Source organism: Buttiauxella sp. S19-1, from assembly GCF_022134725.1.
GTDB classification, from domain to species: domain Bacteria; phylum Pseudomonadota; class Gammaproteobacteria; order Enterobacterales; family Enterobacteriaceae; genus Buttiauxella; species Buttiauxella ferragutiae.
This window is the reverse complement of sequence record NZ_JAHWLU010000013.1, coordinates 1-26,121: the sequence shown is the minus strand read 5'-3', so window position 1 is coordinate 26,121 and position 26,121 is coordinate 1. Positions and strand designations below refer to the sequence as shown.

General features: G+C 51.2%; 26 protein-coding genes. 13 read left to right on the top strand and 13 right to left on the bottom strand.

Annotated features, from left to right (window positions below):
- Positions 1-19: 19 nt before the first annotated feature.
- Positions 20-652, bottom strand: coding sequence for an outer membrane protein OmpW (ompW, locus tag MES37_RS05195; RefSeq protein ID WP_064546332.1), 633 nt, complete (start codon positions 650-652; stop codon positions 20-22).
- Positions 653-928: 276 nt separating this feature from the next.
- On the opposite strand from ompW, the gene MES37_RS05190 reads away from it, so the two are divergent.
- Both MES37_RS05190 and MES37_RS05185 read left to right on the top strand, forming a co-directional pair.
- Positions 929-1,672: a YciC family protein gene (locus MES37_RS05190; RefSeq protein WP_064546330.1), complete on the top strand. Its 744-nt coding sequence runs from the start codon at positions 929-931 to the stop codon at positions 1,670-1,672.
- 52 nt (positions 1,673-1,724) lie between these two features.
- Positions 1,725-2,261: a septation protein A gene (locus tag MES37_RS05185; RefSeq protein ID WP_064546329.1), complete on the top strand. Its 537-nt coding sequence runs from the start codon at positions 1,725-1,727 to the stop codon at positions 2,259-2,261.
- Positions 2,262-2,331: 70 nt separating this feature from the next.
- Here the strand turns inward: MES37_RS05185 and MES37_RS05180 are convergent, their stop codons facing one another.
- Complete coding sequence (locus tag MES37_RS05180; RefSeq protein WP_237930316.1) at positions 2,332-2,760, bottom strand: hypothetical protein; 429 nt, start codon at positions 2,758-2,760, stop codon at positions 2,332-2,334.
- A gap of 156 nt (positions 2,761-2,916) precedes the next feature.
- Between MES37_RS05180 and yciA the strand changes: the two genes are divergently transcribed.
- Both yciA and MES37_RS05170 read left to right on the top strand, forming a co-directional pair.
- Positions 2,917-3,309, top strand: coding sequence for an acyl-CoA thioester hydrolase YciA (yciA, locus tag MES37_RS05175; RefSeq protein WP_121813568.1), 393 nt, complete (start codon positions 2,917-2,919; stop codon positions 3,307-3,309).
- Positions 3,310-3,324: 15 nt separating this feature from the next.
- Positions 3,325-3,972 (top strand): winged helix-turn-helix transcriptional regulator, encoded by a 648-nt coding sequence (locus MES37_RS05170; protein WP_083963367.1) that lies wholly within the window; start codon positions 3,325-3,327, stop codon positions 3,970-3,972.
- Here MES37_RS05170 and dcp read toward each other — a convergent pair.
- From dcp to guaD, 5 genes are all read right to left on the bottom strand, one after another.
- On the bottom strand, positions 3,969-6,014 hold the full coding sequence (gene dcp, locus MES37_RS05165) for a peptidyl-dipeptidase Dcp (protein ID WP_237930314.1): 2,046 nt from the start codon (positions 6,012-6,014) through the stop codon (positions 3,969-3,971). The genes MES37_RS05170 and dcp overlap by 4 nt on opposite strands.
- A 114-nt stretch (positions 6,015-6,128) precedes the next feature.
- Complete coding sequence (xdhC, locus tag MES37_RS05160; protein ID WP_064546323.1) at positions 6,129-6,902, bottom strand: xanthine dehydrogenase accessory protein XdhC; 774 nt, start codon at positions 6,900-6,902, stop codon at positions 6,129-6,131.
- On the bottom strand, positions 6,899-9,244 hold the full coding sequence (gene xdhB, locus MES37_RS05155) for a xanthine dehydrogenase molybdopterin binding subunit (RefSeq protein ID WP_237930305.1): 2,346 nt from the start codon (positions 9,242-9,244) through the stop codon (positions 6,899-6,901). Before xdhB ends, xdhC begins: the two co-directional genes overlap by 4 nt.
- Positions 9,234-10,670 carry a xanthine dehydrogenase small subunit gene (gene xdhA / locus MES37_RS05150; RefSeq protein WP_237930303.1) on the bottom strand — a complete coding sequence of 479 codons (1,437 nt, stop codon included), beginning with the start codon at positions 10,668-10,670 and terminating at the stop codon, positions 9,234-9,236. The genes xdhB and xdhA overlap by 11 nt, the downstream gene beginning before the upstream one ends.
- On the bottom strand, positions 10,667-11,998 hold the full coding sequence (gene guaD, locus MES37_RS05145; RefSeq protein ID WP_237930301.1) for a guanine deaminase: 1,332 nt from the start codon (positions 11,996-11,998) through the stop codon (positions 10,667-10,669). Before guaD ends, xdhA begins: the two co-directional genes overlap by 4 nt.
- Positions 11,999-12,367: 369 nt before the next feature.
- Between guaD and ydfG the strand changes: the two genes are divergently transcribed.
- Both ydfG and MES37_RS05135 read left to right on the top strand, forming a co-directional pair.
- Positions 12,368-13,117: a bifunctional NADP-dependent 3-hydroxy acid dehydrogenase/3-hydroxypropionate dehydrogenase YdfG gene (ydfG, locus tag MES37_RS05140; RefSeq protein WP_237930298.1), complete on the top strand. Its 750-nt coding sequence runs from the start codon at positions 12,368-12,370 to the stop codon at positions 13,115-13,117.
- Positions 13,118-13,210: 93 nt separating this feature from the next.
- Positions 13,211-13,897 carry a GntR family transcriptional regulator gene (locus tag MES37_RS05135; RefSeq protein WP_232885802.1) on the top strand — a complete coding sequence of 229 codons (687 nt, stop codon included), beginning with the start codon at positions 13,211-13,213 and terminating at the stop codon, positions 13,895-13,897.
- Between the two features lie 59 nt (positions 13,898-13,956).
- On the opposite strand, the gene MES37_RS05130 is transcribed toward MES37_RS05135, so the two are convergent.
- From MES37_RS05130 to MES37_RS05110, 5 genes are all read right to left on the bottom strand, one after another.
- On the bottom strand, positions 13,957-15,408 hold the full coding sequence (locus MES37_RS05130) for a mannitol dehydrogenase family protein (RefSeq protein WP_237930296.1): 1,452 nt from the start codon (positions 15,406-15,408) through the stop codon (positions 13,957-13,959).
- A gap of 140 nt (positions 15,409-15,548) precedes the next feature.
- Positions 15,549-16,949, bottom strand: coding sequence for an MFS transporter (locus tag MES37_RS05125; RefSeq protein ID WP_064546309.1), 1,401 nt, complete (start codon positions 16,947-16,949; stop codon positions 15,549-15,551).
- 63 nt (positions 16,950-17,012) lie between these two features.
- Entirely contained in the window at positions 17,013-18,026 is a 1,014-nt protein-coding gene (locus MES37_RS05120; RefSeq protein ID WP_237930294.1) for a Zn-dependent oxidoreductase, read from the bottom strand.
- Between the two features lie 14 nt (positions 18,027-18,040).
- A complete protein-coding gene (gene rspA, locus MES37_RS05115; RefSeq protein WP_064546305.1) occupies positions 18,041-19,255 on the bottom strand; it encodes a starvation-sensing protein RspA in 1,215 nt (404 codons plus the stop codon).
- 187 nt (positions 19,256-19,442) lie between these two features.
- Positions 19,443-19,769, bottom strand: coding sequence for a YnfA family protein (locus MES37_RS05110; RefSeq protein ID WP_121815628.1), 327 nt, complete (start codon positions 19,767-19,769; stop codon positions 19,443-19,445).
- A 113-nt stretch (positions 19,770-19,882) separates the two neighbouring features.
- Between MES37_RS05110 and MES37_RS05105 the strand changes: the two genes are divergently transcribed.
- Both MES37_RS05105 and speG read left to right on the top strand, forming a co-directional pair.
- Positions 19,883-20,233, top strand: coding sequence for a DUF1283 family protein (locus MES37_RS05105; protein ID WP_064546304.1), 351 nt, complete (start codon positions 19,883-19,885; stop codon positions 20,231-20,233).
- Between the two features lie 61 nt (positions 20,234-20,294).
- Entirely contained in the window at positions 20,295-20,852 is a 558-nt protein-coding gene (speG, locus tag MES37_RS05100; RefSeq protein WP_064546302.1) for a spermidine N1-acetyltransferase, read from the top strand.
- A 49-nt stretch (positions 20,853-20,901) separates the two neighbouring features.
- Here speG and MES37_RS05095 read toward each other — a convergent pair whose 3' ends face one another.
- The gene (locus tag MES37_RS05095) at positions 20,902-21,942 is read right to left on the bottom strand and encodes an oxidoreductase (RefSeq protein WP_064546300.1); all 1,041 of its coding nucleotides are present in this window, start codon (positions 21,940-21,942) and stop codon (positions 20,902-20,904) included.
- Between the two features lie 278 nt (positions 21,943-22,220).
- Between MES37_RS05095 and ydgT the strand changes: the two genes are divergently transcribed.
- The 5 genes from ydgT to rsxC form a co-directional block, all read left to right on the top strand.
- Positions 22,221-22,436 carry a transcription modulator YdgT gene (gene ydgT, locus MES37_RS05090; RefSeq protein WP_034495755.1) on the top strand — a complete coding sequence of 72 codons (216 nt, stop codon included), beginning with the start codon at positions 22,221-22,223 and terminating at the stop codon, positions 22,434-22,436.
- A 91-nt stretch (positions 22,437-22,527) separates the two neighbouring features.
- The gene (locus MES37_RS05085) at positions 22,528-22,980 is read left to right on the top strand and encodes a DUF2569 domain-containing protein (RefSeq protein WP_064546297.1); all 453 of its coding nucleotides are present in this window, start codon (positions 22,528-22,530) and stop codon (positions 22,978-22,980) included.
- An 80-nt stretch (positions 22,981-23,060) separates the two neighbouring features.
- On the top strand, positions 23,061-23,642 hold the full coding sequence (gene rsxA / locus MES37_RS05080) for an electron transport complex subunit RsxA (protein WP_034455395.1): 582 nt from the start codon (positions 23,061-23,063) through the stop codon (positions 23,640-23,642).
- Complete coding sequence (gene rsxB / locus MES37_RS05075; RefSeq protein ID WP_064546295.1) at positions 23,642-24,220, top strand: electron transport complex subunit RsxB; 579 nt, start codon at positions 23,642-23,644, stop codon at positions 24,218-24,220. The genes rsxA and rsxB overlap by 1 nt, the downstream gene beginning before the upstream one ends.
- Positions 24,213-26,121: electron transport complex subunit RsxC (gene rsxC / locus MES37_RS05070; protein ID WP_237930284.1), on the top strand; the 1,909-nt coding region annotated here is incomplete at its 3' end. The genes rsxB and rsxC, both read left to right, overlap by 8 nt.

The window sequence follows — 26,121 nt, the reverse complement described above, 5'->3', positions numbered from 1 at the left end:
CTTTGTTATCTCAATAACATTAGAAACGATAACCCGCCGAGAACATAAACACCCACGGATCGATACGCGTATTGATGTTCTGCTGCTCGCCACCGGCTTTAAACTTCACTTCAGTGTCGATATCCATGTACCAAACCGACATGTTCAGCAGCCAGTTTTCATTGATCATGTAATCCAGCCCCACCTGGCCTGCCACACCCCACGAATCTTTAACGCTCAAATCCGATAAGCCTGCATCTTTGCCGGTCTGGTTAAAATCAGCATCAAAGAAAGTGGTGTAGTTAATACCCACGCCGACATACGGGCGAACTTTACTTTGCGCATTACCAAAGTACCACTGCGCCATCAGTGTTGGCGGCAATTGGCTCACGGTTGCGATGTCGCCCGTTGGCCCTAAGCCAACGTGATGACGAAATGGAGTGGCGGCCAGTAGTTCGATACCGATGTTATCCGTCACCATGTAATCAAATGTCAGTCCCAGTTGGGTATTGTTGCTGACGCTAAACCCGCCCATTCCCAGCACATTGTCCGAACCCTCCGTTGGACGCACGGTTGCAGAACCGGCGCGCATGAAGAATTCACCTTGTTGATGTGCCAGCGCTTCACCTGACAAACAGGTTAATGCGAGTAACGCCACAGACAGTTTTTTCATAGCCCTCTCCTTGTTATGGTTTTAACAGCGGGCTGAATATACTCATTAATGAGTACAAAGTGATCTAGCATCGATCACACTTCACTGGCTAATTTAACATTTAATGATCTGGATTAATTTTTCCGCATATTGCTTAAAATGCCACTTACCCACTCCAGATCAATTTTTCTTACTGACAGTAACTTACTCAAGGCTTACATCTTGTCGGTGCCACATCCCTTCAACCAGGGTACAATTGGCCGCTGATTTTTAACCGAGCAACATCAAGGAGAGTGCATGTCTATCACGGCGGGTTCTGTGTACCGTGACACGGGGAATTTTCTACGCAATCAGTTTGTTACTGTCTTACTGATCGCGTTGCTTTGTGCTTTTATTTCGGTTGTGATCGGTCACGCCTTTTCACCCAGCGACGAGCAAATGTCTATCCTTAGTGAGGGAGATAATTTAGCCAATAGCGTTGGGCTGTTTGACCTTGTGCAGAACATGACGCCTGAGCAACAGCAAGTGCTACTCAAAGCCTCTGCGGCTTCGACATTTTCTGGTCTGATCGGCAATGCTATCCTCGCAGGTAGCGTGCTTGTACTTATCCAGATGGTCAGTGCCGGACAACGTGTGAGTGCCCTTCGCGCCATTGGCACATCGGCGCCTGTGTTACCAAAAATCTTTATTCTGATGTTCCTGACCACTTTCCTGGTGCAAATTGGCATTATGCTGATTGTGGTTCCGGGTGTGCTGTTAGCGATTCTGCTTTCATTTGCACCGGTTATGGTTGTTCAGGATAAAGCGGGTGTTTTCCAGTCACTGCGCAGCAGCATGCGTCTTGCCTGGGCAAATATGCGTCTGGTCGCACCTGCGGTGATTAGCTGGTTACTGGCGAAAACTGCTCTTTTGATGCTCGCGTCTTCATTTGCGGCGCTCTCACCGTCGGTTGGCGCGGTGATTGCAAATACGATCAGCAACCTTATTTCTGCGGTGTTGCTCATCTATTTATTCCGTTTGTATATGCTGGTTCGCCAATAACTTTCACCTGCTCCTGAGCATGGCGCTCAGGAGTCATTTTACGGAACAGATTATGAAGCAGTTTCTCGACTTCCTGCCCCTGATTGTCTTCTTCGCATTCTACAAAATGTACGATATCTACGTGGCTTCCGGTGCGCTGATTGTCGCCACCGGTTTTGCACTGGTGTACAGCTGGTACAAATTCCGCAAGCTGGAAAAAATGGCGCTGATCACCTTCCTGATGGTGGCTGTATTCGGCGGCCTGACGCTATTCTTCCATAACGATGAATTTATCAAATGGAAAGTGACGGTGATTTACGGGTTGTTTGCTGCCGCGTTGCTGATTAGCCAGTTCTTCATGGGCAAACCGTTGATTCAACGCATGTTGGGTAAAGAAATCTCGCTGCCAGAAACGGTATGGTCGCGGCTGAACATCGCCTGGGCACTGTTCTTTATCGCCTGCGGTGCGCTGAACATTTATGTAGCTTTTTGGCTGCCACAAAGCGTGTGGGTCAACTTTAAAGTGTTTGGACTGACAGCTGCCACACTGGTGTTTACTCTGCTCAGCGGCGTGTATATCTACAAGCATATGCCGCAAGAAGAGAAGTAATTCTCAAGCTTTAAGGCAAAAAAAAAGCACACCTTTAAAAGTGTGCTTTTTCATTTCTGGCAATGAACAATTACACCGATTTATCCACGGTGGTATTCGAACCCGAAGTCATGATGCGAACCTTATCTCCAGGGTTAAAGGTGATGCTGCCGTTATAATCCTGTACCACCTGGATTATTTGCCCGCCATTAGTCTTGATCTGCAAATTCACCTGTTGAGGGTTCTGCTGCTGGCTTTGACGGTGGCGTGAGGCTTCTACCCCGGCAACCGCCCCCGTGGCGGTCATAATCGTTTTCCCGGAACCACCACCAAACTGGTTACCAATAGCGGCACCTGCAGCACCTGCGGCAATGGTACGCAATGGTCTGGAATGAGTCTGGGTGGTGATAATTTGGCTATTTTGAACAACGCCGTATTCCACCAGCGTTTTGCTTCCCGCAAAACTGGGCTGGCTGGATAGCGTGAGAAGACTAAGAGCAATAAGTGCGAATTTCTTCATGTTGTCCACTGTGTAGTATCAATTAAACCGCGATTTTGCCAGTCTTAAAACAAAGCCTTTAAGTCAATAATGCTACTTCGTGACTGAATTGTCTGATGCTATTAAACTATAGCAAGATACATAGTAACTGACCCTTAGTAATTTTCAGGAAGACAAATGACTCAGCAAGACACTCCTTCAGGGGAATTGGTATTACGTACGATGGCAATGCCTGCAGACACTAACGCCAACGGCGATATCTTTGGTGGTTGGTTGATGGCACAAATGGATATGGGTGGCGCAATTCTGGCCAAAGAAATCGCCAAAGGTCGCGTAGTGACGGTTCGCGTGGATGGGATGACATTCCTCAAGCCGGTCGCGGTGGGTGACGTGGTGTGTTGCTACGCCAAATGTGTAAAAAGCGGAACCAGCTCCATTACCATTAACGTGGAAGTGTGGGTTAAAAAAGTCTCATCTGAACCTATTGGTCAGCGTTATAAAGCAACAGAAGCCATATTCATTTATGTGGCAGTTGATACCGAAGGCAAACCGCGCCCTATTCCGCGCTAACCCAAGCTGGTCGCTATGAAACCCCGTGACAATGCAGAACAAAACACACAGTTGCTGAGCTCTCAGGCCACCCTCGATTTAGTGGAAAAACTCAGCCCCCATGTCACGTATGTGAAAGTACCGGCGCGCCGTCGCCTGTACTACTCCGCGAAAGGCGTCGACATGTGTTATCTCATCCGATCGGGGTTAGTACACATTCGCCGCGACATCGATGAAATTGTGCTCAGCTTGCTGCCAACGCCCAATATTGCCGGAATCACTAATTTATTGTCTAAAACGGGAGCGGGACTGTTTCTTGAAACACTCAGTGAGTGCGAGATAGCAACGATAACCACCGAACATGCACATAAACTGGTCGATGATCTCAATCTTTGGGAGTTAATGGCGAAACACGTGACTAAAGTTGCCAGTAATATTTACCTTCTTCAGGTCAGACTGACTGCGCCTACGGCCTACGAAATTGTGCGCTTCCAGTTATTTGGCTTAATGCGTGAACCCGAAAGCCTCAGAGACAAGACGTCCGCCGCCAAATACATTATGGACCGGACGCACTTGTCTCGTAGCTCGGTGATGAAGATCCTTGCGCAGTTAAAACAAGGTGACTACGTGCAAATTGAAGACGGCATTCTCAAAGCGCTGAATAATTTGCCCGCCAGGTATTAGCCCTGTAACCCCCGGTTTTTCAGCATCGGTTCGCTATATGGCGCGTGTCCCCGCCAGTCGCTGTATAAGGTTTTAAGTTCGCGACTGTTGCCCTGTGCCAAAATCGCATCGCGGAAACGCTGGCCATTTTGCGCGCTCAGCCCGCCTTGTTCGACAAACCACTGATAACCGTCGTCCGCCAGCATTTGCGTCCAGATATAGGCGTAATAACCTGCGGCGTAACCCCCGCCAAAGATATGAGCAAAATAGCTGCTGCGATAACGTGGTGGCACCGTAGCCAGATTAATCCGTTCCTTTTCGAGTGCCTGAGTTTCAAACCATGCGACATCATCGATTTCACTGCCCGCAGGCAAGCTGTGCCAGTTCATATCCAGCAACGCGGCAGCGAGTAACTCCGTCATGTCGTAGCCTTTATTGAATTGCGCGGCACGGAATAATTTATCTTTCAGCGCCTCGGGCATCGGTTCGTTGGTTTGATAATGGCGCGCATAGTTGGCGAAAACCTGCGGCTGGCGCGCCCAGTGTTCATTGATTTGCGATGGAAACTCGACAAAGTCGCGTGGCGTATTGGTACCGGAAAGTGTTGCATAACGCTGGGTGGCAAACAGCCCGTGCAAGGTATGGCCAAACTCATGGAACAATGTCACAACATCATCCCAGGAAATCAGTGCCGCTTCGCCGCTGGCAGGTTTGTTGTAGTTACAGACGTTGTAAATTACCGGGTCATTTTCCAACAACGTGGATTGTTCCACAAAGTTGCCCATCCACGCCCCGCCGCCTTTGCTGTCACGGGCAAAAAAGTCACCATAGAACAGCGCCATGCCACGCCCGTCGTTATCGAAGATTTCCCACACGCGTACATCATCGTGATAAACCGGAATATCGAAACGTTCGACAAACTTCAGGCCGAAAAGCTGGCTCGCCGCCCAAAAGACGCCATTGGTTAGCACGTTGTTGAGTTCAAAATAAGGTTTGATTTGTGCTTCATCGAGGTCGTATTGCGCATGTCGAACTTGCTCGGCATAAAATGCCCAATCCCAGACTTCTGCTTTAAAGCCGCCCTGCTGGGCATCGATAACTTGCTGGATGTCGGCCAGTTCCCGTTGCGCGCGGGCAGTCGCCGCAGGCACGATATCACGCATAAATTGCAGTGCTGCCTGTGGTGTTTCTGCCATTTGGTCGGCAATTTTCCACGCCGCGTAGCTTTCAAAACCCAGCAGTTGCGCCTGTTCAGCGCGCAGGGTTGCAAGGCGTGCCACAATCGCCCTGGTATCATTGCTATCGTTATGTTGTGTGCGTTGCCAACCAGCATTAAACAGCTTTTCACGCGTTTGTCTGTCACGCAGCGATTGCAGCGCGGGCTGTTGGGTGAAATTGAGTAAAGGAATGACGTATTTCCCCTCCAGCCCTTTAGCACTGGCCTGTTGCGCGGCAGCAGCAATTTCTGCCGGAGTTAATCCATCAAGTTGCTGTACGTCATCAACCACCAGCCCCGCCGCTTTATTAGCGGCGTGCAGACGATTATTAAACTGGCTGTTCAACTGTGCGGCTTCTTTATTCAGCACTTTCAGGCGCGCTTTTTTATCGTCGCTAAGGGTGGCTCCCGCCAGGGTAAAACTCTGCCAGACCACTTCAACCAGACGCAGGGATTCGTCATCAAGCCCCAGCGTATTGCGGCGCTGGTACACACTGTTTAAACGCGAAAACAGTGCACTATTGAGGCGCATTTCATCGGCTAATTCGGCCAGCTCTGCGGCAAACTCTTCATCGAGCTGTTGCAGATAATCATTGGTATTTGCCGCGGTCATGGCAAAGAAAACCTGAGTAACGCGCGCCAGCATGTGGCCGGTTTTTTCCAGCGCCAGATAGGTATTTTCAAACGTTGGAGCCGCTGTTTCGTTGGCAATCGCCGCAATTTCTTCACGCTTAATTCGTTTCGCTTCGTCAAAAGCCGGACGATAGTGACTGTCTTTGATGTCATCAAAGTGAGGGGCTTGATACGGCAATAAACTGATGCGGTAAAACGGATTAACTGACAGCATCCTGAACTCCTGAAATAAGTCCTGCAGGAAGGTGGAACACGCTCACGCTTTTCCACCCTACGAAGAAAGTTAAGTGATTGTAGGGCGGATAAGCGTGAGCGTCATCCGCCAGGCTCAACTCGCCGCCTGATACACAGCAATTATTTCGGCGGTGATGGCTACAGCAATTTCGGCTGGCAGTTTACCTTTCACGTCCGGCAGCCCCACCGGGCAACGTAAGGTACTGAGTTGTTCCGCCGTGATGCCTTTTCCCGCCAGCCGATACTCAAAGCGCTGGCGTTTAGTCTGCGAGCCAATTAACCCGAGATAACGGTAATCGCCGCGCTTCAGTATCGCTTCGGTCAACTCCAGATCCCGCGGATGGCTGTGGGTCATGACGATAAAATAACTCTGCGCAGGTGCGGCGTGAACTGCATCCAGCGGGTCTTCTGCGTGAACGGTTTTCACCCCTTGCGGGGCGTCAGAAAATAAATCGGCGCGCTCATCAACCCAGATAATGTGACAGGGTAACGTTGATAACAGCGCCACCAGCGCCTGCCCGACGTGGCCTGCGCCAAATACCGTGATCTGCGGTTGTGCCTGAATCAACGGTTCAAACAGCACCGTGGTCATGCCGCCACAACACTGCCCAAGCCTGGCGCCCAGATTAAAATGCTCGGTATGCAGCATCGTGCTTTGCTTCTCCAGCATCGCTCGTGCCATGGCGATAGATTGATATTCCAGATGCCCGCCACCGATAGTCAGAAACGTCTGTTCACGGCCCACAATCATTTTGGTGCCACAGTTTCGCGGCACCGAGCCTTTATCAGCCAGCACAGTCAACAACACGCAAGGTTCGCGCCGCTCGCGCAACTGCATCAAAATAGCGATCCATTTATCGTCGTTCATGGCGCCTCCTGACAACCCCAAAATACGCGTTCTGGCGTGGCGGGCGCATCCAGCATTGGGTGTTTCAGGTAATCAGTGACACTTGCCACGGCGTCCTGTAAGGCGCACCACACGGATATTCCCAGCATAAACGGCGGTTCACCGACGGCTTTTGAACGATAAACGGTGTGCTGAGGGTTGGCATAATTCTCCAGCAACTTAACCCGTAAGTCGGCTGGCGCATCGCTTATCGCCGGTATTTTGTAGCTCATCGGGCTGTCGGTCAGCAACCGTCCTTTGTCATCCCAGACCAACTCTTCGCAAGTCAGCCAGCCTGCCCCTTGTACAAAACCACCTTCAATTTGCCCGATGTCGAGTGCCGGGTTCAGCGAATTGCCAACGTCATGCAGAATGTCGGTACGCAACAGACGGTACTCTCCGGTCAGCGTGTCGATAATCACTTCCGAACAAGCCGCCCCCCAGGAGAAGTAATAGAATGGCTGCCCACGACCGGCGGCACGGTCGTAATGAATTCCCGGTACTTTGTAGAACCCGGTGGCAGACAGCGGGACCTGGTTCAGCCAGGCAAGACTGGCGATTTCACTAAAGCTAAAATGCCGCCCTGGGACTTTCACCACGCCATTACGAAACTCCACTTGTTCGGTTTCGCAACCGTGTAAACGACAGAGCATTTCTACCAGCCGCTCTTTAATGGTCAGTGCGGCAATTTCCGCCGCTTTACCGTTGAGATCGGCACCCGATGAAGCCGCCGTCGGTGAGGTATTCGGCACTTTTCCGGTGTTGGTTGCGGTGACCTGGATCTGTTCGACGGGGATTTGCAACACCTCCGCCACCACTTGCGCCACTTTGGTGTTCAGCCCCTGGCCCATTTCTGTGCCGCCGTGGTTGAGCTGCACCGTGCCATCGGTGTAAATCAGCAGCAATGCCCCAGCCTGGTTGAGGAAACTGGAGGTAAAAGAGATGCCGAATTTTACCGGCGTCAGCGCCAGACCGCGTTTGAGTATTGGGCTGCTGCGGTTAAAATCCGTGATTTCTGTGCGGCGCTTTGCGTAATCTGCGCTGGCCTCGAGCTGACGGGTAATTTCCGTCATGATGTTGTGTTCGACCGTTTGATGGTAGTGCGTCACATTGCGTTCAGTGTCGCCATAGTAGTTACGTTTACGCACTTCCAGCGGATCAAGGCCAAGCTCCCGTGCGATGTGGTCCATAATCTGTTCGATGGCAACCATACCTTGCGGCCCGCCAAATCCACGGTAGGCGGTATTCGATGCCAGATTGGTGCGGCAACGGTAGCCAGTCACGCGCGCATCACCGAGGTAATAAGCGTTGTCGGCGTGGAACATAGCGCGATCGCAGATCGATCCTGACAGATCCAGCGAATATCCGCAGTTAGCCGCCAGATCGATAACCACTCCGTGCAACATGCCAGAATCAGTGAAACCCACGTCATAGCGCACAAAAAACGGATGCCGTTTGCCGGTAATACGCATGTCGTCACGGCGTGCAAGACGCATTTTTACCGGGCGGCCAGTTAATACCGCTACCAGCGCGGCGTGGCAGGCAATACCCGCCGCCTGGGTTTCTTTGCCGCCAAACCCACCGCCCATGCGGCGCATATCTACTGTGACTTTGTTCATCGTGACGCCAAGCACTGAAGCCACCAGCTTTTGCACTTCTGTCGGATGCTGGGTTGACGACCAGACCAACACACAGCCATCTTCCCCAGGCTGGACTACTGCAATCTGTCCTTCGAGATAAAAGTGCTCCTGGCCACCGATGTGAAATTGCCCCTGAATGCGGTGCGCAGCGCTTGCCAGCGCAGCATCAGCATCACCGCGTTGATGAACGTGCGGTTCCTGAACATAGTGTTCGCGACGTAATGCCTCTTCAACATCCAGCACCGCTTCAAGCACGTCATATTCGATAACGATCTTTTGCGCGGCTGCACGCGCGGCTTCTGGGGTATCGGCGGCTACCGTGAGGACAACCTGGCCGTGATACTCAACTTTGTCGCGGGCAAATAGCGGGTCGCCTGGCGCTAACGGGCCAATATCCAACTCGCCGGGAACATCCTGCCAGCTAAAAACACGGATTACACCGGGTATGGCGTAACATTCGCGAGTATCAATATCGAGGATGCGCGCGTGGGCGTGTTGGCTGAGAACCGGGCATAAGTGCAACATGCCGGGCAAAGTCAGTTTGTCATCAATGTATTCCGCTTTACCGCTGACGTGTTTATCTGCGCTTTCATGTTTGCGGCTTTCGCCTGCGCCACCGTGCAATTTGCGAGAAAACTGCTCGATCAATGACTGTTCTGACAGGCGCACAGGATTAGTTGACATAATGTTGTACCTCCAGTGCGTAAGCCGTTTCGGCGTGTTGTAGCACCAGGCGTCGTAGCAGATTTTGCGCGAGTTTCAGGCGATAGACTCCGCTGCCACGGAAATCACTTAACGGCTGGAAATCTTCGGCCAGCGCGGCACACGCCTGAGCCAGTGATTGCGAGTTGAGCGGCAAACCTGTCAGCGCGTTTTCAGCCCCTTTTGCGCGCGCCGGAACCGCCGCCATGCCACCGAAAGCCAGCCGAGCGCTCTGCACTTTTCCGGCGGAAAAATGCAGGTTGAATGCGCCAAAGACTGTCGAAATATCGTCATCCATCCGTTTGGATATTTTCCATGCGGCAAACGTCGGGGAGACTGCCGCCCGCTCAATAATCACCGCAGTGATAAATTCCCCAGGTTGCAAAGCTGTTTTGCGATAACTGAGGAAGAATTCATCGAGCGGCAACGTGCGCAGTTCATCACCGCAGCGCAATTCCAGTTGCGCACCGAGCGCCAGCAGCATTGGCGCACCATCGCCAATCGGCGAAGCGTTAGCCAGATTTCCGGCAAGCGTGGCGTGATTGCGAATTTGCGGCGAGGCAAAGCGGTCGAGCATCTGCGAAAATGCCGGGATCACTGGCTGTAAAACCTCCTGACACGCCTGCAATGTTGCCATCGCCCCAATGCGAATTTGGCTGTCGGTGATGGAAACCGTTTTGAGTTCATCCACCTGATTGAGTGCAATAATCAATGGCAGTGTCTGAAATTGCTGGGTGATAGTTAGCACCAGATCGGTACCACCAGCCAGCAAGCGAGCCTGCGGATTTTGCTGGTACAGCGATGCCAGTTGCTCAACGGTCTTTGGCAACAGGCAGCGGTTGGATTTACTAAGCTCGGCGACCTGCGATTGTTGCAGCGACTTTAAGCGTGCGACAGTTTGCATCTCAGTGCGAGTAAACTGGTCAGTACGCGTACCGCAACTTTGCTGCATCGCCTGAATAATTGGCCGATAACCCGTACAACGGCACAGGTTTCCGGCGAGTTGTTTTTCTATTTCATGACGGTCAGTCGGGCTATGCGCTTTTTGCAGTGCGAATCCCGACATCACAAAACCTGGGGTACAAAAACCACATTGCGAAGCGTGGCAATCGCTCATCGCCTGCTGCACCGGATGCAATTTGCTGCCGTCTGCTAAATCCTCCACGGTCAGCAACTGTTTGCCATCAAGCTGGCTGACCAGCGTGATGCAGCTATTGGCGCTGTCATAGCGCATTTTCTCGCCATCAACCTGGCCGAGCACCACCGTACACGCCCCGCAATCACCCGATGCGCACCCTTCTTTGCTGCCACAGCGCTGTTCACTGCCGCGCAGCCAGTTCAGCACCGTGGTATTTGGGTCAACGTTATCAAGGGTCTTTAAGGTTTGATTGAGCAAAAATTGAATCATGCCGCGACCTCCAGCGAGCCACGTTGCCAGACGCATTTACCGTTTACCCAGGTGTGCCAGATGTTACGGTCATCGCCGAGCGTCATCAGCACGAACAACTTTTCATAAATATCCCGACTGTTGGCGTAGCGCAGTTTCTGCAATGGCGTTACGGCTAAGTCCAGCACCACAAAATCCGCCTCTTTACCGGGCAGGAAGTTGCCGATTTTGTCATCCAGATCCAGCGCGTGTGCCCCGCCCAATGTAGCGTGATAAAACGCTTCGCTAGCGCACAGACGGTATCCTTGCAGTTGGGCAACTTTGTATGCTTCGGCCAGGGTTTGTAGCATGTTAAAGGTGGTGCCTGCGCCAACGTCGGTACCAATCCCCATGCGGATCCCCCGCTCATGGCACTGTTTGAGGTTAAACAGCCCGCTGCCGAGAAACAGATTTGAGGTTGGGCAAAAGGCGATGGCCGATTCAGTGCGGTGCAGGCAATCCCATTCACACTCTTGCAAATGGATGGCGTGAGCAAACACGCTGCGTTTTCCGGTGAGTTGGTACTGGTGATAAACGCCAAGATAGCTTTCAGAGTCGGGCCACAGGTTTTTCACCCATTCCACTTCGGCACTGTTTTCACTTAAATGGGTATGCAGCCAGGTATCGGGAAATTCTTCGCGCAGTGTCTGCACCACTTTGAGTAATTCAGGTGAAGATGTCGGCGCAAAACGCGGCGTCAGCGCATAGTTCAGGCGCCCTTTTTTATGCCAGCGCTGAATCAACTCACGCGTTTGCTGATAACTTTGCGCCGGTGTTTCGGTAAGATATTCCGGCGCGTTGCGATCCATCATCACTTTGCCCGCAATGATGCGCATGGAAAGATGTTCTGCTGCGCTGAAAAGCGCTTCCACCGACTGCGGATGAACCGTGCCAAAAACCAATGCGGTGGTGGTACCGTTGCTCAACAGTTGGCCAAGGAAAAATGCTGACATTTTCGCGGCGTACGAACTGTCCTGATACTGGCTCTCAACCGGGAAAGTGTAAGTTTGTAGCCATTCGAGTAACTGCTCGCCATACGCGCCTATCATTTCTGTTTGCGGATAATGCAGGTGGGTATCAACAAAGCCGGGAATGATTAATTTGCCGCGATAATCGAGATAATCACTTTCGCTACGCAAATGCATGCGCCCTTCTTCCCATGGCAACAAAGCCACCACCGTACCACCATCAATAAATAACAACGCATCATCATGGTGACGCGCATTCGCCAGCAACTCGTCAGGACGAGTTCCGGTTTGGGTTATATCGAAGAACTGGCCGCGTAACGCCTGCGTGTAATTAACTGTCATCGCCATGCCTGTAATGGTTTTGTGAAGAATGAGTTAATGATTGCAATGTTGATGCCACATTGAGGTTTGTCTTTAATCTTTTTTATAACAGTAGCTTAGAATACATTTTCCTTTGCTGCGCAACATTTAAGCAACTTTAGAGAAGGCAATCGGTTGCCTTTGGTCGCAATCGGTTGCCTTTTGGTATTATTAGTTGAGGATGCAAAAATCCGCGGGGTCTCATGCACCAGAAAGTTGCACACGGCAGATACCGCTGCACCAGCAGCGTGCAGGCCCTTGCAACGTCGTTTTTAGCACAAAGTTGAATTATCACTAACTGCCTTAGCATGCTAAGGTATTACCAAACAAAAACCTTTGAGGAACAGTGAGATGATTATTTTGGTGACCGGTGCAACTTCCGGATTTGGTGAGAGTATTACTCGTCGTTTCGTACAACAGGGTCATAAAGTCATTGCTACTGGACGCCGTCAGGAACGTCTGCAAGAGCTCAAAGATGAGCTGGGTGAAAGCATCATTACGCTGCAACTTGATGTGCGTAACCGTGCGGCTATCGAAGTGGCGATGGAACAGTTACCGGCGGCCTGGCGCAACATTGATGTGCTGGTGAATAATGCGGGCCTGGCGCTGGGTATGGAACCGGCTCATAAAGCGGACCCGGATGACTGGGAAACGATGATTGATACCAACAACAAAGGCCTCGTGTATATAACGCGCGCCGTGCTGCCTGGCATGGTCGAGCGTGATCGCGGTCATATTATTAATATCGGTTCTACCGCGGCTAACTGGCCATATGCTGGTGGCAACGTGTACGGGGCCACGAAAGCATTTGTGCGCCAGTTCAGCCTGAACTTACGTACCGATCTGCATAAGACGGCAATCCGCGTGACGGATATCGAGCCTGGTTTGGTCGGCGGTACTGAGTTTTCCAATGTACGTTTCAAAGGTGATGACGGCAAAGTCGAGAAAACCTATGAAAACGCCAACGCTTTAACCCCTGAAGATGTGACCGAAGCGGTTTGGTGGGTGGCGACACTGCCTAAACACGTCAACATCAATACGCTTGAGATGATGCCGGTTAGCCAGACGTTTGCTGGATTAAGCATTCACCGCGAAGGTTAATCACCTTGTCCATATTCGAAGGGATTTCGGGTATGGGCGACCGTGCAAATAAATGTTAAATTTGCACGGTTCTTCCAAAAAAAGAAAAATTTAATGCTACCGTCAACATTGCTTAACCCCACTCAGCCCGTTAACCAACAAATCTATCGCATTTTGCGTCGCGATATTGTGCGTTGCCTGATTCCGCCAGGAACGCCGCTGTCTGAAAAAGAAGTGGCAATCCGCTTTGAAGTGTCCCGCCAACCGGTTCGTGAAGCCTTTATCAAACTGGCGGAAACTGGCCTGGTGCAAATTCGCCCGCAGCGTGGAACTTACGTTAATAAGATTTCCGTCAGCCATGTTAAGAACGGCTGCTTTATCCGTGAAGCGATTGAGCGTGCGGTAGCGAAGCGTGCGGCAAGTATGGCGACAGACGAGCACCTTTATATGCTCGAGCAATTGCTGAACCAACAACGCATCGCCATTGACCGCAACCAGTTAGACGACTTCTTCCAGTTAGATGACGAATTTCACCAGCAACTGGCGCTGGTTGCCGATTGTAGCCTGGCCTGGGACACGGTCGAAAACATCAAAGCGACGATGGACCGGGTGCGTTATATGAGCCTTGATCACGTTTCGCCACCAGAGATGCTGCTCGCACAACATTACGATATTTTCGACGCCTTAAAACGCCATGATGAAGACGGTGTGGATCAGGCGATGTACCGCCATCTGCATGAGATTAGCCAGTCGATATTATTGATTCGTAAAGAGAAGCGTGACTGGTTTAGTGAAGAGTAATGTTTGAAGAAGAATGATTGAAGTCTCGCCCGTCACCGGGCGAGATTAATATGTAGTATTTAGAACTTAGCCACTGTCGCTTTCGCACCGTTTTCACGTAACGCCAAATAACTCTCAGTGACTCGCTGAACGAATTTCTCGTTAGCTGGCAAATCCTCACCAAAGATAGTTTTCAGCCCCAGAAGAGCTTTAACACGGGTTTCCCCTTCTTTGCTTGACGCCACCGCTTGCTGAATCGCCGGCAGTAATGGGTCGCTCACTTCAATTGGATTACCCTGCTCATCAACACCGCCAACATAACGCATCCAACCGGCAACACCCAGCGCCAACAGATCAAACTGACTACCGTTTGCCAGATGCCAACGAATGGAGTCTAACCAACGTTGTGGCAGCTTCTGGCTACCGTCCATGGCAATTTGCCAGGTACGGTGGCGCAGTGCCGGGTTGGTGTAACGGGCAATTAATGAATCCGCATATTTTGCCAGATCAACACCCTGCACGGTTAAGGTAGGTGCTTGTTGTTGCAGCATTAATGCCTTAGCAGTCCGACGGTAGTTTTCATCCTGCATACATTCAGAAATATGCTGATAACCCGCCAGGTAACCCAGGTAAGCCAGGAAGGAGTGGCTGCCGTTGAGCATGCGAAGTTTCATTTCTTCGTATGGCAGAACGTCTTTTACGAGTTCCGCGCCTGCTTTTTCCCATTCAGGACGGCCAGCAACGAAGTTATCTTCGATGACCCACTGACGGAAAGGTTCGCAAGCCACAGCCGCAGGATCAGCAACGCCGGTCGCTTGTGCCACTTGTTCCAGCGTTTCAGCCGTAACCGCTGGCACAATGCGGTCAACCATGGTGGATGGGAATGTCACATTCGCTTGGATCCACGCCGCCAGTTCCGGGTTCAACGCCTGCGCATAGGCAGTAATAACGTTACGGGTGACATGACCGTTTTCAGGCATGTTGTCACAAGACATCACGCTAAATGCTGGCAGACCCGCAGCTTTACGGCGCGCCAGCGCTTCAACAATCACACCTGGCGCAGATTTTGGCTGCTGTGGATTAGCAAGATCATGGGCGATTAACGGGTGGTCCAGCAGGATGGTGCCGGTAGCTGGAGTGTGGCAATAGCCTTTTTCAGTCACGGTCAGGGAAACAATGGCCACTTCAGGTTGGGTCAGTGCACTAAATACCGCTTCCAGACCATCAACCTGCGCATGAATGGCGTCTTTCACCACACCCACTACGCGGCAATGCCAGGCGTCGGCAGACATTTCTGCCACGCTATAAAGGTTGTCCTGCTGCTTCAAATCAACAATTTGCTGCTCGCCACCAATCAAATTGACTTCGCAGTAACCCCAGTCGCTACCATGTTCATTAGCCAGGATGTCGGCATAAACTGCCTGATGTGCGCGATGGAACGCACCAAAACCCAGATGAACGATGCGTGATACCAGTTTGCTACGGTCATATTTCGGGAGAATAGCTTTTGCAGATAAGAGTTTGTTTTCCATTTTTACAACTCGCTGTGTAGTAACTTGGGGACAGCTACAGACTACCTGCTATGGTAGTCTGCATTTTGATTTGAATTAAACTTTAGCCATTTGGTATGACACGAAATTCAAAGCTGTATAACAACTCATGGTTTGCGCTTTCACACATGCAGGCCTTTTACCGCGCGCTGTGATTTTGGCGTTTCAGCGGCATCTTCCAGTACGCTGAGGTCGCGGTCTCTGACTTCCGGCATCAGCAGTGCTGAAATCAAACCAACGACAGAGTAAGCAATCATCATCACTACAATCGGCCACCAGGAATCGGTCATGTTGACGAAAATACCCGCCAGCACCGGGCCAAAGCCGACGGCTACCAGACCACCCGCCTCTTTAGATATTGCCATTCGGGTAAAGCGATTACGCGAACCAAACATTTCTGCCATGGTGATATTTTCCAGAGCAAACAGCCCCAGTACCGCCACATTATGAATAATGATGATCGAGGCCATAATCACATTCACCTCGTTGCTCTTATCCATAATCATCGACAGCATTGGATACGCGAGAATAATCGAGGAGATACTGACGATAATATAAGGAACACGACGCCCTATTTTATCGGACAGCCAGCCGAGGAATGGAATGGTAAAGAAGCCAATCACGGAGCTAATCATCAGGGCATCGGTCGGTACACTTTTCTCAAACAGCAGTGTCTGAACGAGGTAACCGGCGAGGAAGGTTTGAATCAGCCCTGAGTTACCCGCCTGACCAAAGCGCAGCCCTGTAGCCAGCCAGAATGATTTACTGGTGAACATCGCACCCAAAGAATGGGTTTTATCCGCGGCTTGTTTTGCCGCCGCAGTGTTCCCTGCTTCGTCGTTTACTTTCTCAAATACCGGGCTTTCTTTGAGGTTCATACGCAGCCAGATGGCAAAAATCATCACCACTACACTTGCGAGGAACGGCACACGCCAGCCCCAGGCCAACAACTCTTCTTTTGACAGGAAGAAGAACATGATGGCCCAGATAGCGGTCGCTGATAATGTGCCGCAGTTAGTCCCCATCGCCACCAGCGAAGAAATAATGCCGCGCTTACCTTTTGGCGCATATTCAGCAAGCATGGTTCCGGCACCGGATATTTCGGCACCCGCACCCAATCCCTGAATAATACGCAGCAACACCAGTAACATCGGCGCAAAGATACCAATTTGCGCGTAGGTCGGTAACACGCCAATTAAGGTGGTACAGATCCCCATCATGGTGATGGTAATAAACAACACTCTCTTACGACCAATGGTGTCCCCCATGCGGCCAAAGAAGAAAGCCCCCGCTATACGGGCGATGTAACCGGCTCCATAAGTCCCCATCGCCAGGATAAGTGCCATAGCGGCAGATTGTTCCGGGAAGAAGATTTCGTGGAAAACCAGTGCCGCCCCAAGGGAGTACAACTGGAAATCCATGAATTCCAGCGCGGTTCCCAGCCAACCGGAAACCGCGGCTTTAACTAAATCGGATGTACTTCTTTCAGGCTGACTATTATTTAGCTCTATTTTTGTATTCATTTTTCTGTTCTCTGCAATTTGTCGTTGTAGGTACAGCAAATATTCGGGTTCAGAGGTTGTTGCTTAGAATTTCAATAGGACCTTGCAGCATTGCTTTTGGTCTTTCTCGAAGAGTTCCATTGCATCAAGCACCTGTGTGTAGGCGTACTGGTGGGTGATGAGTTTCTCCGGTTGGATCTTCCGCTCAGTCATCCAGTTAATGACCATTGGGAATCGATTACTGTTAAGGCGCGAACTATAAATAGTCAGTTCTTTGCTAGTGATGGCCTGCTGGCTCAGAACACAGGGATCAGAAGAGAATCCCATAATGCCAATACGTGCCGCAGGCGAGGCAATGCCGATAGCTTCCGGCAAAATCGAAGGATGACAGGCAGCGTCAATGATAAGCGTCGGGCGAATGCCCAGTTTTTCGAGTTCGGTTTTCAACTCAATATGAGTGTTGTTGATGACCCGGTCAGCACCATTGGCTTTCGCCATATCCAGGCGTTCATCAATACGATCAGCAACAATGATTTCTTTCACGCCGTAAACACCGCGCAGTGCCTGAATCGAGGTTAACCCCATTGGGCCTGCGCCATAGACAAGCGCCGTATCCAGCGGGCCAGGATTCATCTGGCTACAAATGTTTGCCGCAATGGTAAACGGCTCGACCATGGTGGCTTCGTTATCGGGAATACTGTCTGGCACCCGATGTGCATTGTTGGCAGGCAAAGTGACATATTCGCTAAACCCGCCATCGCGATGTACGCCAACCACCTGAAGTTCAGCGCAAACATTTGGCCGCCCGACTAAACACGGATAGCAATGACCGCAACTCACCACCGGGTCGCCAACCACGCGCTCGCCAATGCGTGAAGACTCAACACCTTCACCCACCGCATCTATGTGGCCGAAAAACTCATGTCCAATGACGCGTGGGTATTTAGCAAACGGGTTATGGCCACGATAAATATGCACATCGGAACCACAAATACCGGCGCTGCTTACACGAATACGCACTTCTCCCGGTTGTGGTTGTGGAACGGGACGTTCTTCAATGACCAATTTTTCAGGCTGCTGTATGGTTACGCTTTTCATAGTTTTCTCTCCTGTTACCAGTTCCACAAGGTGCCATCTTCAAGGCGTGCGACCGGCAAGTAAGCAGGTTCGTAGGGGTATTTCGCGGCCAGTTTTTCGTCGAACTCAATTCCGATGCCCGGTTTTTCACCCGGGTGCATGTAGCCATTGTCGAACGTCCAGTTGTGTGGGAACACTTCGAGCATTTGTTCGGAGTAACCCATGTATTCCTGCACGCCGAAGTTCGGTACCCACAAGTCAAAGTGCAGCGCCGCAGCGTGGCAAATTGGCGAAAGGTCAGAAGGCCCATGCGAACCGGTGCGCACCTGGTAAAGCGAAGCAAAGTCGGCAATTCGGCGCATCCCACTGATGCCGCCCGCGTGAGTGATGGTGGTGCGGATGTAATCGATAAGCTGTTCTTCGATAAGCTGTTTACAGTCCCAGATGCTGTTAAATACTTCGCCCACTGCGATCGGCGTAACGGTGTGTTGACGAATTAAACGGAAGCACTCCTGGTTTTCGGCAGGTGTCGGGTCCTCCATCCAGAACAAGCGGTGTTCTTCGATGCTCTTACCAAAGCGCGCAGCTTCGATTGGCGTCAGACGGTGGTGCATGTCATGCAGCAGATGTTCGTTAAAACCAAATTTATTGCGCACCGCTTCGAAAAGCTTCGGTGTGAAATCGAGGTATTTTTCAGTGGACCACAGCTGTTCTTCCGGCCAGTCGCCTTTGGTTGCTGGTTCGTAAGCCTGCCCTTTTCCTTTTGCCATGCCGTAGGTCGTTTTCATGCCGGGCACACCGCACTGCACGCGAATGGCTTTGAAACCCAACTCTTTGTGACGCGCGTAGTCGTCCAGTACCTCGTCGATGGAATGGCCGGTGGTGTGGCAGTAAACCATCACTCCTTCACGGGATGCGCCACCCAACAATTGGTATAGCGGCATGTTGGCGGCTTTGGCTTTAATGTCCCATAACGCCACGTCGACCGCCGAAATTGCCGACATAGTGACAGGGCCACGACGCCAGTACGCGCCTTTATAGAAGAACTGCCAGATATCTTCGATGCGATGTGCATCACGGCCAATTAACTGCGGGCAGACATGATCTTTGAGGTAGGAGGCGACAGACAACTCGCGGCCATTTAACGTGGCATCTCCCAGCCCGGTGAGTCCATCGTCAGTAGTAATTTTTAGCGTGACAAAGTTACGTCCAGGGCAAGTGACAAAAACTTCTGCTTTTACAATCTTCATTCGGATTCCCTTACAACACATTGGTCGACAGTCTTCAATGCATGTAAAACTACGTCACCGCCAACTACCATACAAGTATGCTTATTGAATTTTAGCGTGTTGAGTCACAATTAATTTGTGACTCTTGCGTAGTGTTTCAGTGGGAATGCGAGAAAAGCAGGAAGATTATCCGAAGGGAAATGACGTATCAGGCGCGGCCCCAACCCGCCACGATAATTAACATGCCGCTAAACGCGACGGCCGCCCCCACCCAGTCGTATGTACTTAACTTAACGCCGTCAATCCAGCGTAACCACAGCAAAGCTGTCATCACATAAACCCCGCCATAAGCGGCATACACGCGCCCACTAGCTGCCGGATGGAGGGTTAACAGCCAGACAAACATCGCCAGTGATAATGCCGCGGGAACCAGCAACCACGCCGAACCATCGCGTTTTAACCAAAGCGTCGGTAAAACACAGCCGATGATTTCAGCGAGCGCAGTAACAAAAAAGAGCAAGGTTGTTTTGATCATATTGAACATTGTCTGGAATAATGAGGTCAATAAGTGGGTCATCTGATATATCCCACTCGCCAGTGGTATTTTTTACATCAACAAAAGGGGCTTCACCCTAAAAGGAATCGACAATGAACACAATCCTTCGCAAACGTCTGTCCGTGGCAATTTTGCCGTTGGCAATGTTGCTGAGCGCAGTTGCGTTTGTTCAACCAGCTCATGCTCAGACAAGTAAGCTGATCGTTGAGTCAGGTGACAATGCGCAAACTCGCCAGGATGCGGCGATGGACAAAGAGCAATGGAATGACACACGCCAGTTGCGTCAGAAAGTGAACAAACGCACCGAGAAAGAGTGGGATAAAGCCGACGTGGCTTTCGATGCCCGTGATAATTGCCAGAAAAGCACCAACCTTAACGCCTATTGGGAACCCAACACCCTGCGTTGTCTGGACCGTCGTACCGGTCGCGATGTCGCACCGTAACTGGCAACTGTAGTCAATAAGGCTTCTGCCTGGAAGCCTTACCACTTTGAAAGGAACTCACATGCCCCACGATTTGCAAATCAAACTTCGCCCGCTAGAACGCGAAGATCTCCGTTTCGTCCATCAACTGGATAACAACGCAAGTGTGATGCGCTACTGGTTTGAAGAGCCCTACGAGGCGTTTGTCGAATTGTCAGATTTGTACGACAAACATATTCACGACCAAAGTGAGCGGCGTTTTGTCATTGAATGTAATGGCGAGAAAGCCGGTCTGGTGGAATTGGTCGAAATTAACCATGTTCACCGCCGTGCCGAATTCCAGATAATTATTTCGCCAGACTATCAGGGCAAAGGGCTGGCATCTCGAGCCGCTATACTTGCGATGGATTACGGGTTTATGGTGCTGAACCTGTACAAGCTGTATTTAATTGTTGATAAAGAAAATGCCAAAGCCGTGCATATCTATAAGAAACTGGGCTTTATGGTGGAAGGCGAATTAATCCACGAATTCTTTATTAATGGTGAGTATCGCAACACAATCCGGATGTGCATTTTCCAGCATCAGTATCTGACAGAGCACAAAACCAGCGGCAGTCTGTTAAAACCTACCGCGCAGTAAACAAGTCCATCTCACCCTGGACCAGGGTGAGATGTCCTATAAATGCGGGCTATGACAGATTCAGCGTGGCGCGATGTTTGGCAGACTCCATCCCTAGCTCAATCATTTCCATAACCTGAATAGCTTGTGCTGCCGGCACTGGGTTTTCGCCGTGACCGGTAAGAGCATCACGAATCGCCGCATAGTAAGCCGGGTAATTACCAGGCACTGTCAACAGCGTTTGTTCCGCCATCACGTCGCCCTGCGCCAGCGTTAATACGCCATCACGCATATCATAACCCCAGTCTTCCTGCGGTAGACGTTCGCCCGCTTTCAGGCGATCTTCCTGTGGGTCCAGGCCATATTTGATGTAACTGCCACGCGCTCCGTGCACGATATAACGAGCAGTTTCTGCCGCCGCCAACAAAGTGCCGTGTAAGACAACGCGGCGTTGAGGATAGGCCAATACCGCGTGGAAGTAGTCAGTGGCTTGCGCACCCGGGCGCAACTGGCCTAAATCCACGGTCAGGCTTACCGGCAATCCGAAAAGATTTAGCGCCTGGTCGATAAGATGTGGCCCTAAGTCGTACCAGATACCACTGCCGACACCAGCCTGCTCACGCCAGCGATTGCGAACTTGCGGACGGTAGCGGTCGAAGTGCGATTCAAAATAGGCCACTTCGCCCAAAGTACCGTCTGCCAGCAGCCCTTTCAGGGTTAAGAAATCACTGTCCCAACGGCGGTTATGGAATACTGAGAGTAACAAACCACAGCTTTTTGCCAGTGCATCCAGTTCACGCGCTTGTGACAACGTCACGGTAAACGGTTTATCGACCACCACATGCTTGCCTGCTTCCAGCGCGGCTTTAGCCAACGGGAAATGCGTGTCGTTAGGTGTTGGGATAACAATCAGGTCGATATTTGGGTCGTTGAAAAGATGATGAGGGTCAGAGACAACCGGCATGTTTGGCCAGTCAGCATGAACTTTCGTGGCATCGCTGCTGGAAACACCCGCCAGGACCATGCCAGGCGTACCGACAATTAATGGTGCGTGAAAGGTTTTGCTGGCGTAACCGTAACCGATTAGTCCGACACGAATGTTATCACTCATTTGCGTTCCTCATTATTTTTGACGGTTCATTTGACACCATCCCACAGATTGTAACAACAGGTAATTATATTGTTGCGTGCTAGTTGCGTATTCCACAGCCTACCTGTCCGTAAGACGGCATCCAACTGGCGTTTTGCCATAACCAGCCGATGAAAACTCCTAAAAATTTAAACTCGGGTTATTCGTAGATAAATAAAAAGCGATTTACGGTTATTATTCGGACAAAACAAACGTACTGCGTGCCCTTTCCTCTTTTATTTTATGGATAACCACCCCCCATGACTGCTCTCGATTATTTAATGAAGTTCCGTAAAATCAGTTCGTCCGAAAGCCTTGAAAAACTGTTTGATCATCTTAACTACACCCTGACAGATAATAATGAACTGATGAATATGTATCGCGCAGCCGATCATCGTCGGGCGGAATTAGTTTCAGGCGGACGTCTGTTTGATTTAGGCTGTGTGCCAAAATCGGTCTGGCGGTATGTGCTCTAGCATCACAGGTAGCAAAGCGCTGAAAAAACCTTATAATCCTCCCGCCTTATGATTCGCATAAGGAAAGTCTCATACTTTTTCGGGAGGTAACATGACGACGACCCAAGAACCCATGCAAGCACCTCGTATTGCAGGCTGGCTTCTGGCCCCTCTCGCCTGGCTTTTGATGACGCTTCTCAGCAGCACTATTGCGCTAGCCATTTATCTTATGATGCTCATCACCCCAGAAAGCCATCGACTTATGAGCGCACAAGGCCCCAAAATGGTGCTCCTTTGGTACACCTCAATTGCCTGTGCCATTGCCATGTGGGGTTACACCATGTGGTTGACTATTGCCTTCTTCAAACGTCGTAAGAATGTGGTACGTCATTATATTCTTTGGTTATTACTGTCAGTACTGTTAGCGATTAAAGCCTTCGCATTTTCCCCAGTAAGTGACAGCCTGGCATTACGTCAGTTGATGTTTCCTTTGTTGGCTGCCGCCTTGTTGGTTCCTTACCTCAAGCGTTCACAGCGCGTGAAGCAAACATTTATTAAACCGTAATAACCCTATAATCGTTCTGTTGTCGTCATCGGCCTGTTGGCCGATAATAGGCGGCTTTTTTTTGGTTTCAGGTCTTATTCATGACAGATTATTTGCTGCTCTTTGTTGGAACGGTGCTGGTCAATAACTTCGTATTAGTGAAGTTTCTTGGTCTGTGTCCGTTTATGGGGGTTTCCAAAAAACTGGAGACCGCTATTGGCATGGGGCTGGCGACCACTTTTGTACTGACGCTGGCTTCTATTTGCGCCTGGCTGGTCAATGAGTTGATCCTTATTCCTCTCGACTTAGTCTATTTGCGCACGCTGGCCTTTATTCTGGTGATTGCCGTTGTTGTTCAATTTACCGAAATGGTGGTTCGCAAAACCAGCCCGGCGCTCTATCGCCTGTTGGGGATCTTCTTGCCACTGATTACCACTAACTGCGCGGTGCTCGGCGTTGCGTTGCTCAACATCAATCTTGGCCACAACTTCCTGCAATCCGCGCTTTATGGCTTTTCAGCTGCGGTAGGTTTTTCACTGGTGATGGTGTTGTTTGCGGCTATTCGGGAACGTCTGGCGGTTGCCGATGTGCCTGCGCCTTTTCGCGGGAATGCCATTGCACTAATCACCGCAGGCTTGATGTCTTTGGCCTTTATGGGCTTTAGCGGCCTGGTAAAGTTCTGATGAGTACTATTTGGATTGCGGTGATAGCTCTGGGCCTGTTAGGCCTGGTATTCGGGCTGATCCTCGGCTATGCCTCACGCCGTTTTCGTGTCGAAGAAGACCCGATTGTCGATAAAATTGATGAGTTGCTGCCGCAAAGTCAGTGCGGCCAATGCGGTTACCCTGGCTGCCGTCCCTATGCCGAAGCGGTAGGAAACCAGGGTGCGAATATCAACTTGTGCGCACCCGGCGGTGAGGCGGTGATGCACAAAATTGCCACATTACTTAACGTCGACCCGCAACCTATTGATGGTGATGCCGATGCGCAAGAGCCCGTGCGTATGTTGGCGGTTATCGACGAAGCCAACTGTATTGGCTGCACCAAGTGCATTCAGGCTTGCCCGGTTGACGCCATTGTCGGCGCAACCCGAGCCATGCACACCGTTATTAGTGACCTTTGCACCGGATGCAATTTATGTGTCGACCCGTGCCCAACGCGCTGTATTGATTTGCGCCCGGTCGAAACCACCACAGAAAGCTGGAAGTGGGATCTGCAAACCATCCCGGTTCGACTCATTCCGGTGGAGCAAAATGTTTAAGCTATTTACCCGTTTCAAAAAAGATAAAATTTGGGATTTTGACGGTGGCATTCATCCACCGGAAATGAAAACTCAATCCAACGGCACGCCGCTACGCCAGGTTCCTTTACCGCAAAAACTGGTTATCCCGTTAAAGCAGCACATTGGTGCTGAGGGAGAGCTGTGCGTGAAACCCGGTGATTACGTGCTGCGTGGTCAACCATTGACTCGCGGGCGTGGTCGCATGTTGCCGGTTCACGCTCCTACCTCAGGAACCGTTACCGCCATTGCGCCCCACTCTACAGCTCATCCTTCTGCGCTGGCTGAGTTGAGTGTCCTGATTGAAGCCGATGGCGAAGACCAATGGATTGAACGCGACGGCTGGCAGGACTATACCTCCCGCAGCCGTGAGGAGCTGATTGAGCGCATTCATCAGTTTGGCGTGGCAGGTTTGGGTGGCGCAGGTTTCCCCACGGGCAATAAATTGCACGGTGGCGGCGATAAAATCGAGACGCTGATTATCAATGCGGCTGAATGCGAACCGTACATTACTGCCGATGACCGCCTGATGCAGGATTGTGCCGCGCAAATCGTCGAAGGTGTGCGCATCCTCGCGCATATCTTAAAACCTCAGCGCGTTTTAATCGGTATTGAAGACAATAAACCGCAGGCGATTTCGATGCTGCGTGCGGTGTTATGTGATACCCACGGCATTCAACTACGCGTCATCCCAACCAAATATCCGTCTGGTGGCGCAAAGCAACTGACTCAGATTCTGACGGGGAAACAGGTACCACAGGGTGGGCGTTCTTCCGATATCGGCGTGCTGATGCAAAACGTCGGGACGGCCTTCGCGGTGAAGCGCGCCATTGTTGATGGTGAGCCTTTAACTGAGCGCGTAGTGACGTTAACCGGCGGTGCCGTTCAACAGCCAGGTAATGTCTGGGCACGGTTAGGAACTCCGGTTCGCCATCTGCTTGATTTTGCAGGATTCCGTCCGGGCCATGATCAACAAGTGATTATGGGCGGCCCACTGATGGGCTTTTGTCTGCCGTGGCTGGATGTTCCGGTAGTTAAAATCACCAACTGTTTGCTGGCCCCATCGGCCAACGAAATGGGTGAGCCGCAGGAAGAACAGAACTGTATCCGTTGCAGCGCCTGCGCCGATTCTTGCCCGGCTGATTTGTTGCCACAGCAGCTTTACTGGTTTAGCCGTGGGCAGCAGCACGATAAAGCCCAGGCTCACAACCTGAAAGATTGCATTGAATGCGGCGCTTGCGCCTATGTGTGCCCCAGCAACATTCCGCTGGTGCAGTACTTCCGTCAGGAAAAAGCCGAGATCCGCGAAATCGAGCTGGAAGCAAAACGCACTGCTGAAGCGAAGATTCGCTTTGAGGCACGCCAGGCGCGTCTTGAACGTGAAAAAGCCGCTCGTCAGGAACGCCATAAGAAGGCAGCGGTTCAGCCAACTGCGAAAGATAACGATGCAATTCAGGCAGCACTTGCTCGCGTGAAAAACAAGCAAGCACAAAGCAATGAACCGATTGTGATTCAGGCAGGTAGTCTGCCAGATAACCAGCAGGTTATTGCGGCGCGTGAAGCTCGCAAAGCGCAGGCTCGCGCTCGTCAGGCAGAGAAAGATACGCAAACAAGCGTGGCAGAAACCACGGCGACAGACCCGCGCAAAGCAGCCGTTGAAGCGGCTATCGCCCGTGCTAAAGCGCGTAAAGCGGCGCAAGCTGGCGAATCTGCTCCGGTAACTGAGAGTGCTGAAGTCACTAAAGTCGACGCCGTTGACCCGCGTAAGGCGGCTGTCGAAGCGGCTATCGCCCGCGCTAAAGCGCGTAAAGCGGCGCAAGCTGGCGAATCTGCTCCGGTAACTGAAAGCGCTAAAGCCACTAAAGTCGACGCCGTTGACCCAC

Bases quoted from the DNA above. Each gene is read 5' to 3' on its own strand.
- MES37_RS05180 (WP_237930316.1), bottom strand. From the start codon at position 2,760: ATGAAGAAATTCGCACTTATTGCTCTTAGTCTTCTCACGCTATCCAGC.
- MES37_RS05120 (WP_237930294.1), bottom strand. From the start codon at position 18,026: ATGAAAAGCGTAACCATACAGCAGCCTGAAAAATTGGTCATTGAAGAA.
- rsxB (WP_064546295.1), top strand. From the start codon at position 23,642: ATGAGTACTATTTGGATTGCGGTGATAGCTCTGGGCCTGTTAGGCCTG.
- MES37_RS05135 (WP_232885802.1), top strand. From the start codon at position 13,211: ATGCTACCGTCAACATTGCTTAACCCCACTCAGCCCGTTAACCAACAA.
- xdhC (WP_064546323.1), bottom strand. From the start codon at position 6,902: ATGAACGACGATAAATGGATCGCTATTTTGATGCAGTTGCGCGAGCGG.
- MES37_RS05190 (WP_064546330.1), top strand. From the start codon at position 929: ATGTCTATCACGGCGGGTTCTGTGTACCGTGACACGGGGAATTTTCTA.
- guaD (WP_237930301.1), bottom strand. From the start codon at position 11,998: ATGACAGTTAATTACACGCAGGCGTTACGCGGCCAGTTCTTCGATATA.
- MES37_RS05095 (WP_064546300.1), bottom strand. From the start codon at position 21,942: ATGAGTGATAACATTCGTGTCGGACTAATCGGTTACGGTTACGCCAGC.
- MES37_RS05130 (WP_237930296.1), bottom strand. From the start codon at position 15,408: ATGGAAAACAAACTCTTATCTGCAAAAGCTATTCTCCCGAAATATGAC.
- MES37_RS05185 (WP_064546329.1), top strand. From the start codon at position 1,725: ATGAAGCAGTTTCTCGACTTCCTGCCCCTGATTGTCTTCTTCGCATTC.
- MES37_RS05125 (WP_064546309.1), bottom strand. From the start codon at position 16,949: ATGAATACAAAAATAGAGCTAAATAATAGTCAGCCTGAAAGAAGTACA.
- MES37_RS05170 (WP_083963367.1), top strand. From the start codon at position 3,325: ATGAAACCCCGTGACAATGCAGAACAAAACACACAGTTGCTGAGCTCT.
- MES37_RS05085 (WP_064546297.1), top strand. From the start codon at position 22,528: ATGACGACGACCCAAGAACCCATGCAAGCACCTCGTATTGCAGGCTGG.
- ydfG (WP_237930298.1), top strand. From the start codon at position 12,368: ATGATTATTTTGGTGACCGGTGCAACTTCCGGATTTGGTGAGAGTATT.
- dcp (WP_237930314.1), bottom strand. From the start codon at position 6,014: ATGCTGTCAGTTAATCCGTTTTACCGCATCAGTTTATTGCCGTATCAA.
- rspA (WP_064546305.1), bottom strand. From the start codon at position 19,255: ATGAAGATTGTAAAAGCAGAAGTTTTTGTCACTTGCCCTGGACGTAAC.
- yciA (WP_121813568.1), top strand. From the start codon at position 2,917: ATGACTCAGCAAGACACTCCTTCAGGGGAATTGGTATTACGTACGATG.
- MES37_RS05110 (WP_121815628.1), bottom strand. From the start codon at position 19,769: ATGATCAAAACAACCTTGCTCTTTTTTGTTACTGCGCTCGCTGAAATC.
- xdhA (WP_237930303.1), bottom strand. From the start codon at position 10,670: ATGATTCAATTTTTGCTCAATCAAACCTTAAAGACCCTTGATAACGTT.
- xdhB (WP_237930305.1), bottom strand. From the start codon at position 9,244: ATGTCAACTAATCCTGTGCGCCTGTCAGAACAGTCATTGATCGAGCAG.
- MES37_RS05105 (WP_064546304.1), top strand. From the start codon at position 19,883: ATGAACACAATCCTTCGCAAACGTCTGTCCGTGGCAATTTTGCCGTTG.
- ydgT (WP_034495755.1), top strand. From the start codon at position 22,221: ATGACTGCTCTCGATTATTTAATGAAGTTCCGTAAAATCAGTTCGTCC.
- rsxA (WP_034455395.1), top strand. From the start codon at position 23,061: ATGACAGATTATTTGCTGCTCTTTGTTGGAACGGTGCTGGTCAATAAC.
- ompW (WP_064546332.1), bottom strand. From the start codon at position 652: ATGAAAAAACTGTCTGTGGCGTTACTCGCATTAACCTGTTTGTCAGGT.
- speG (WP_064546302.1), top strand. From the start codon at position 20,295: ATGCCCCACGATTTGCAAATCAAACTTCGCCCGCTAGAACGCGAAGAT.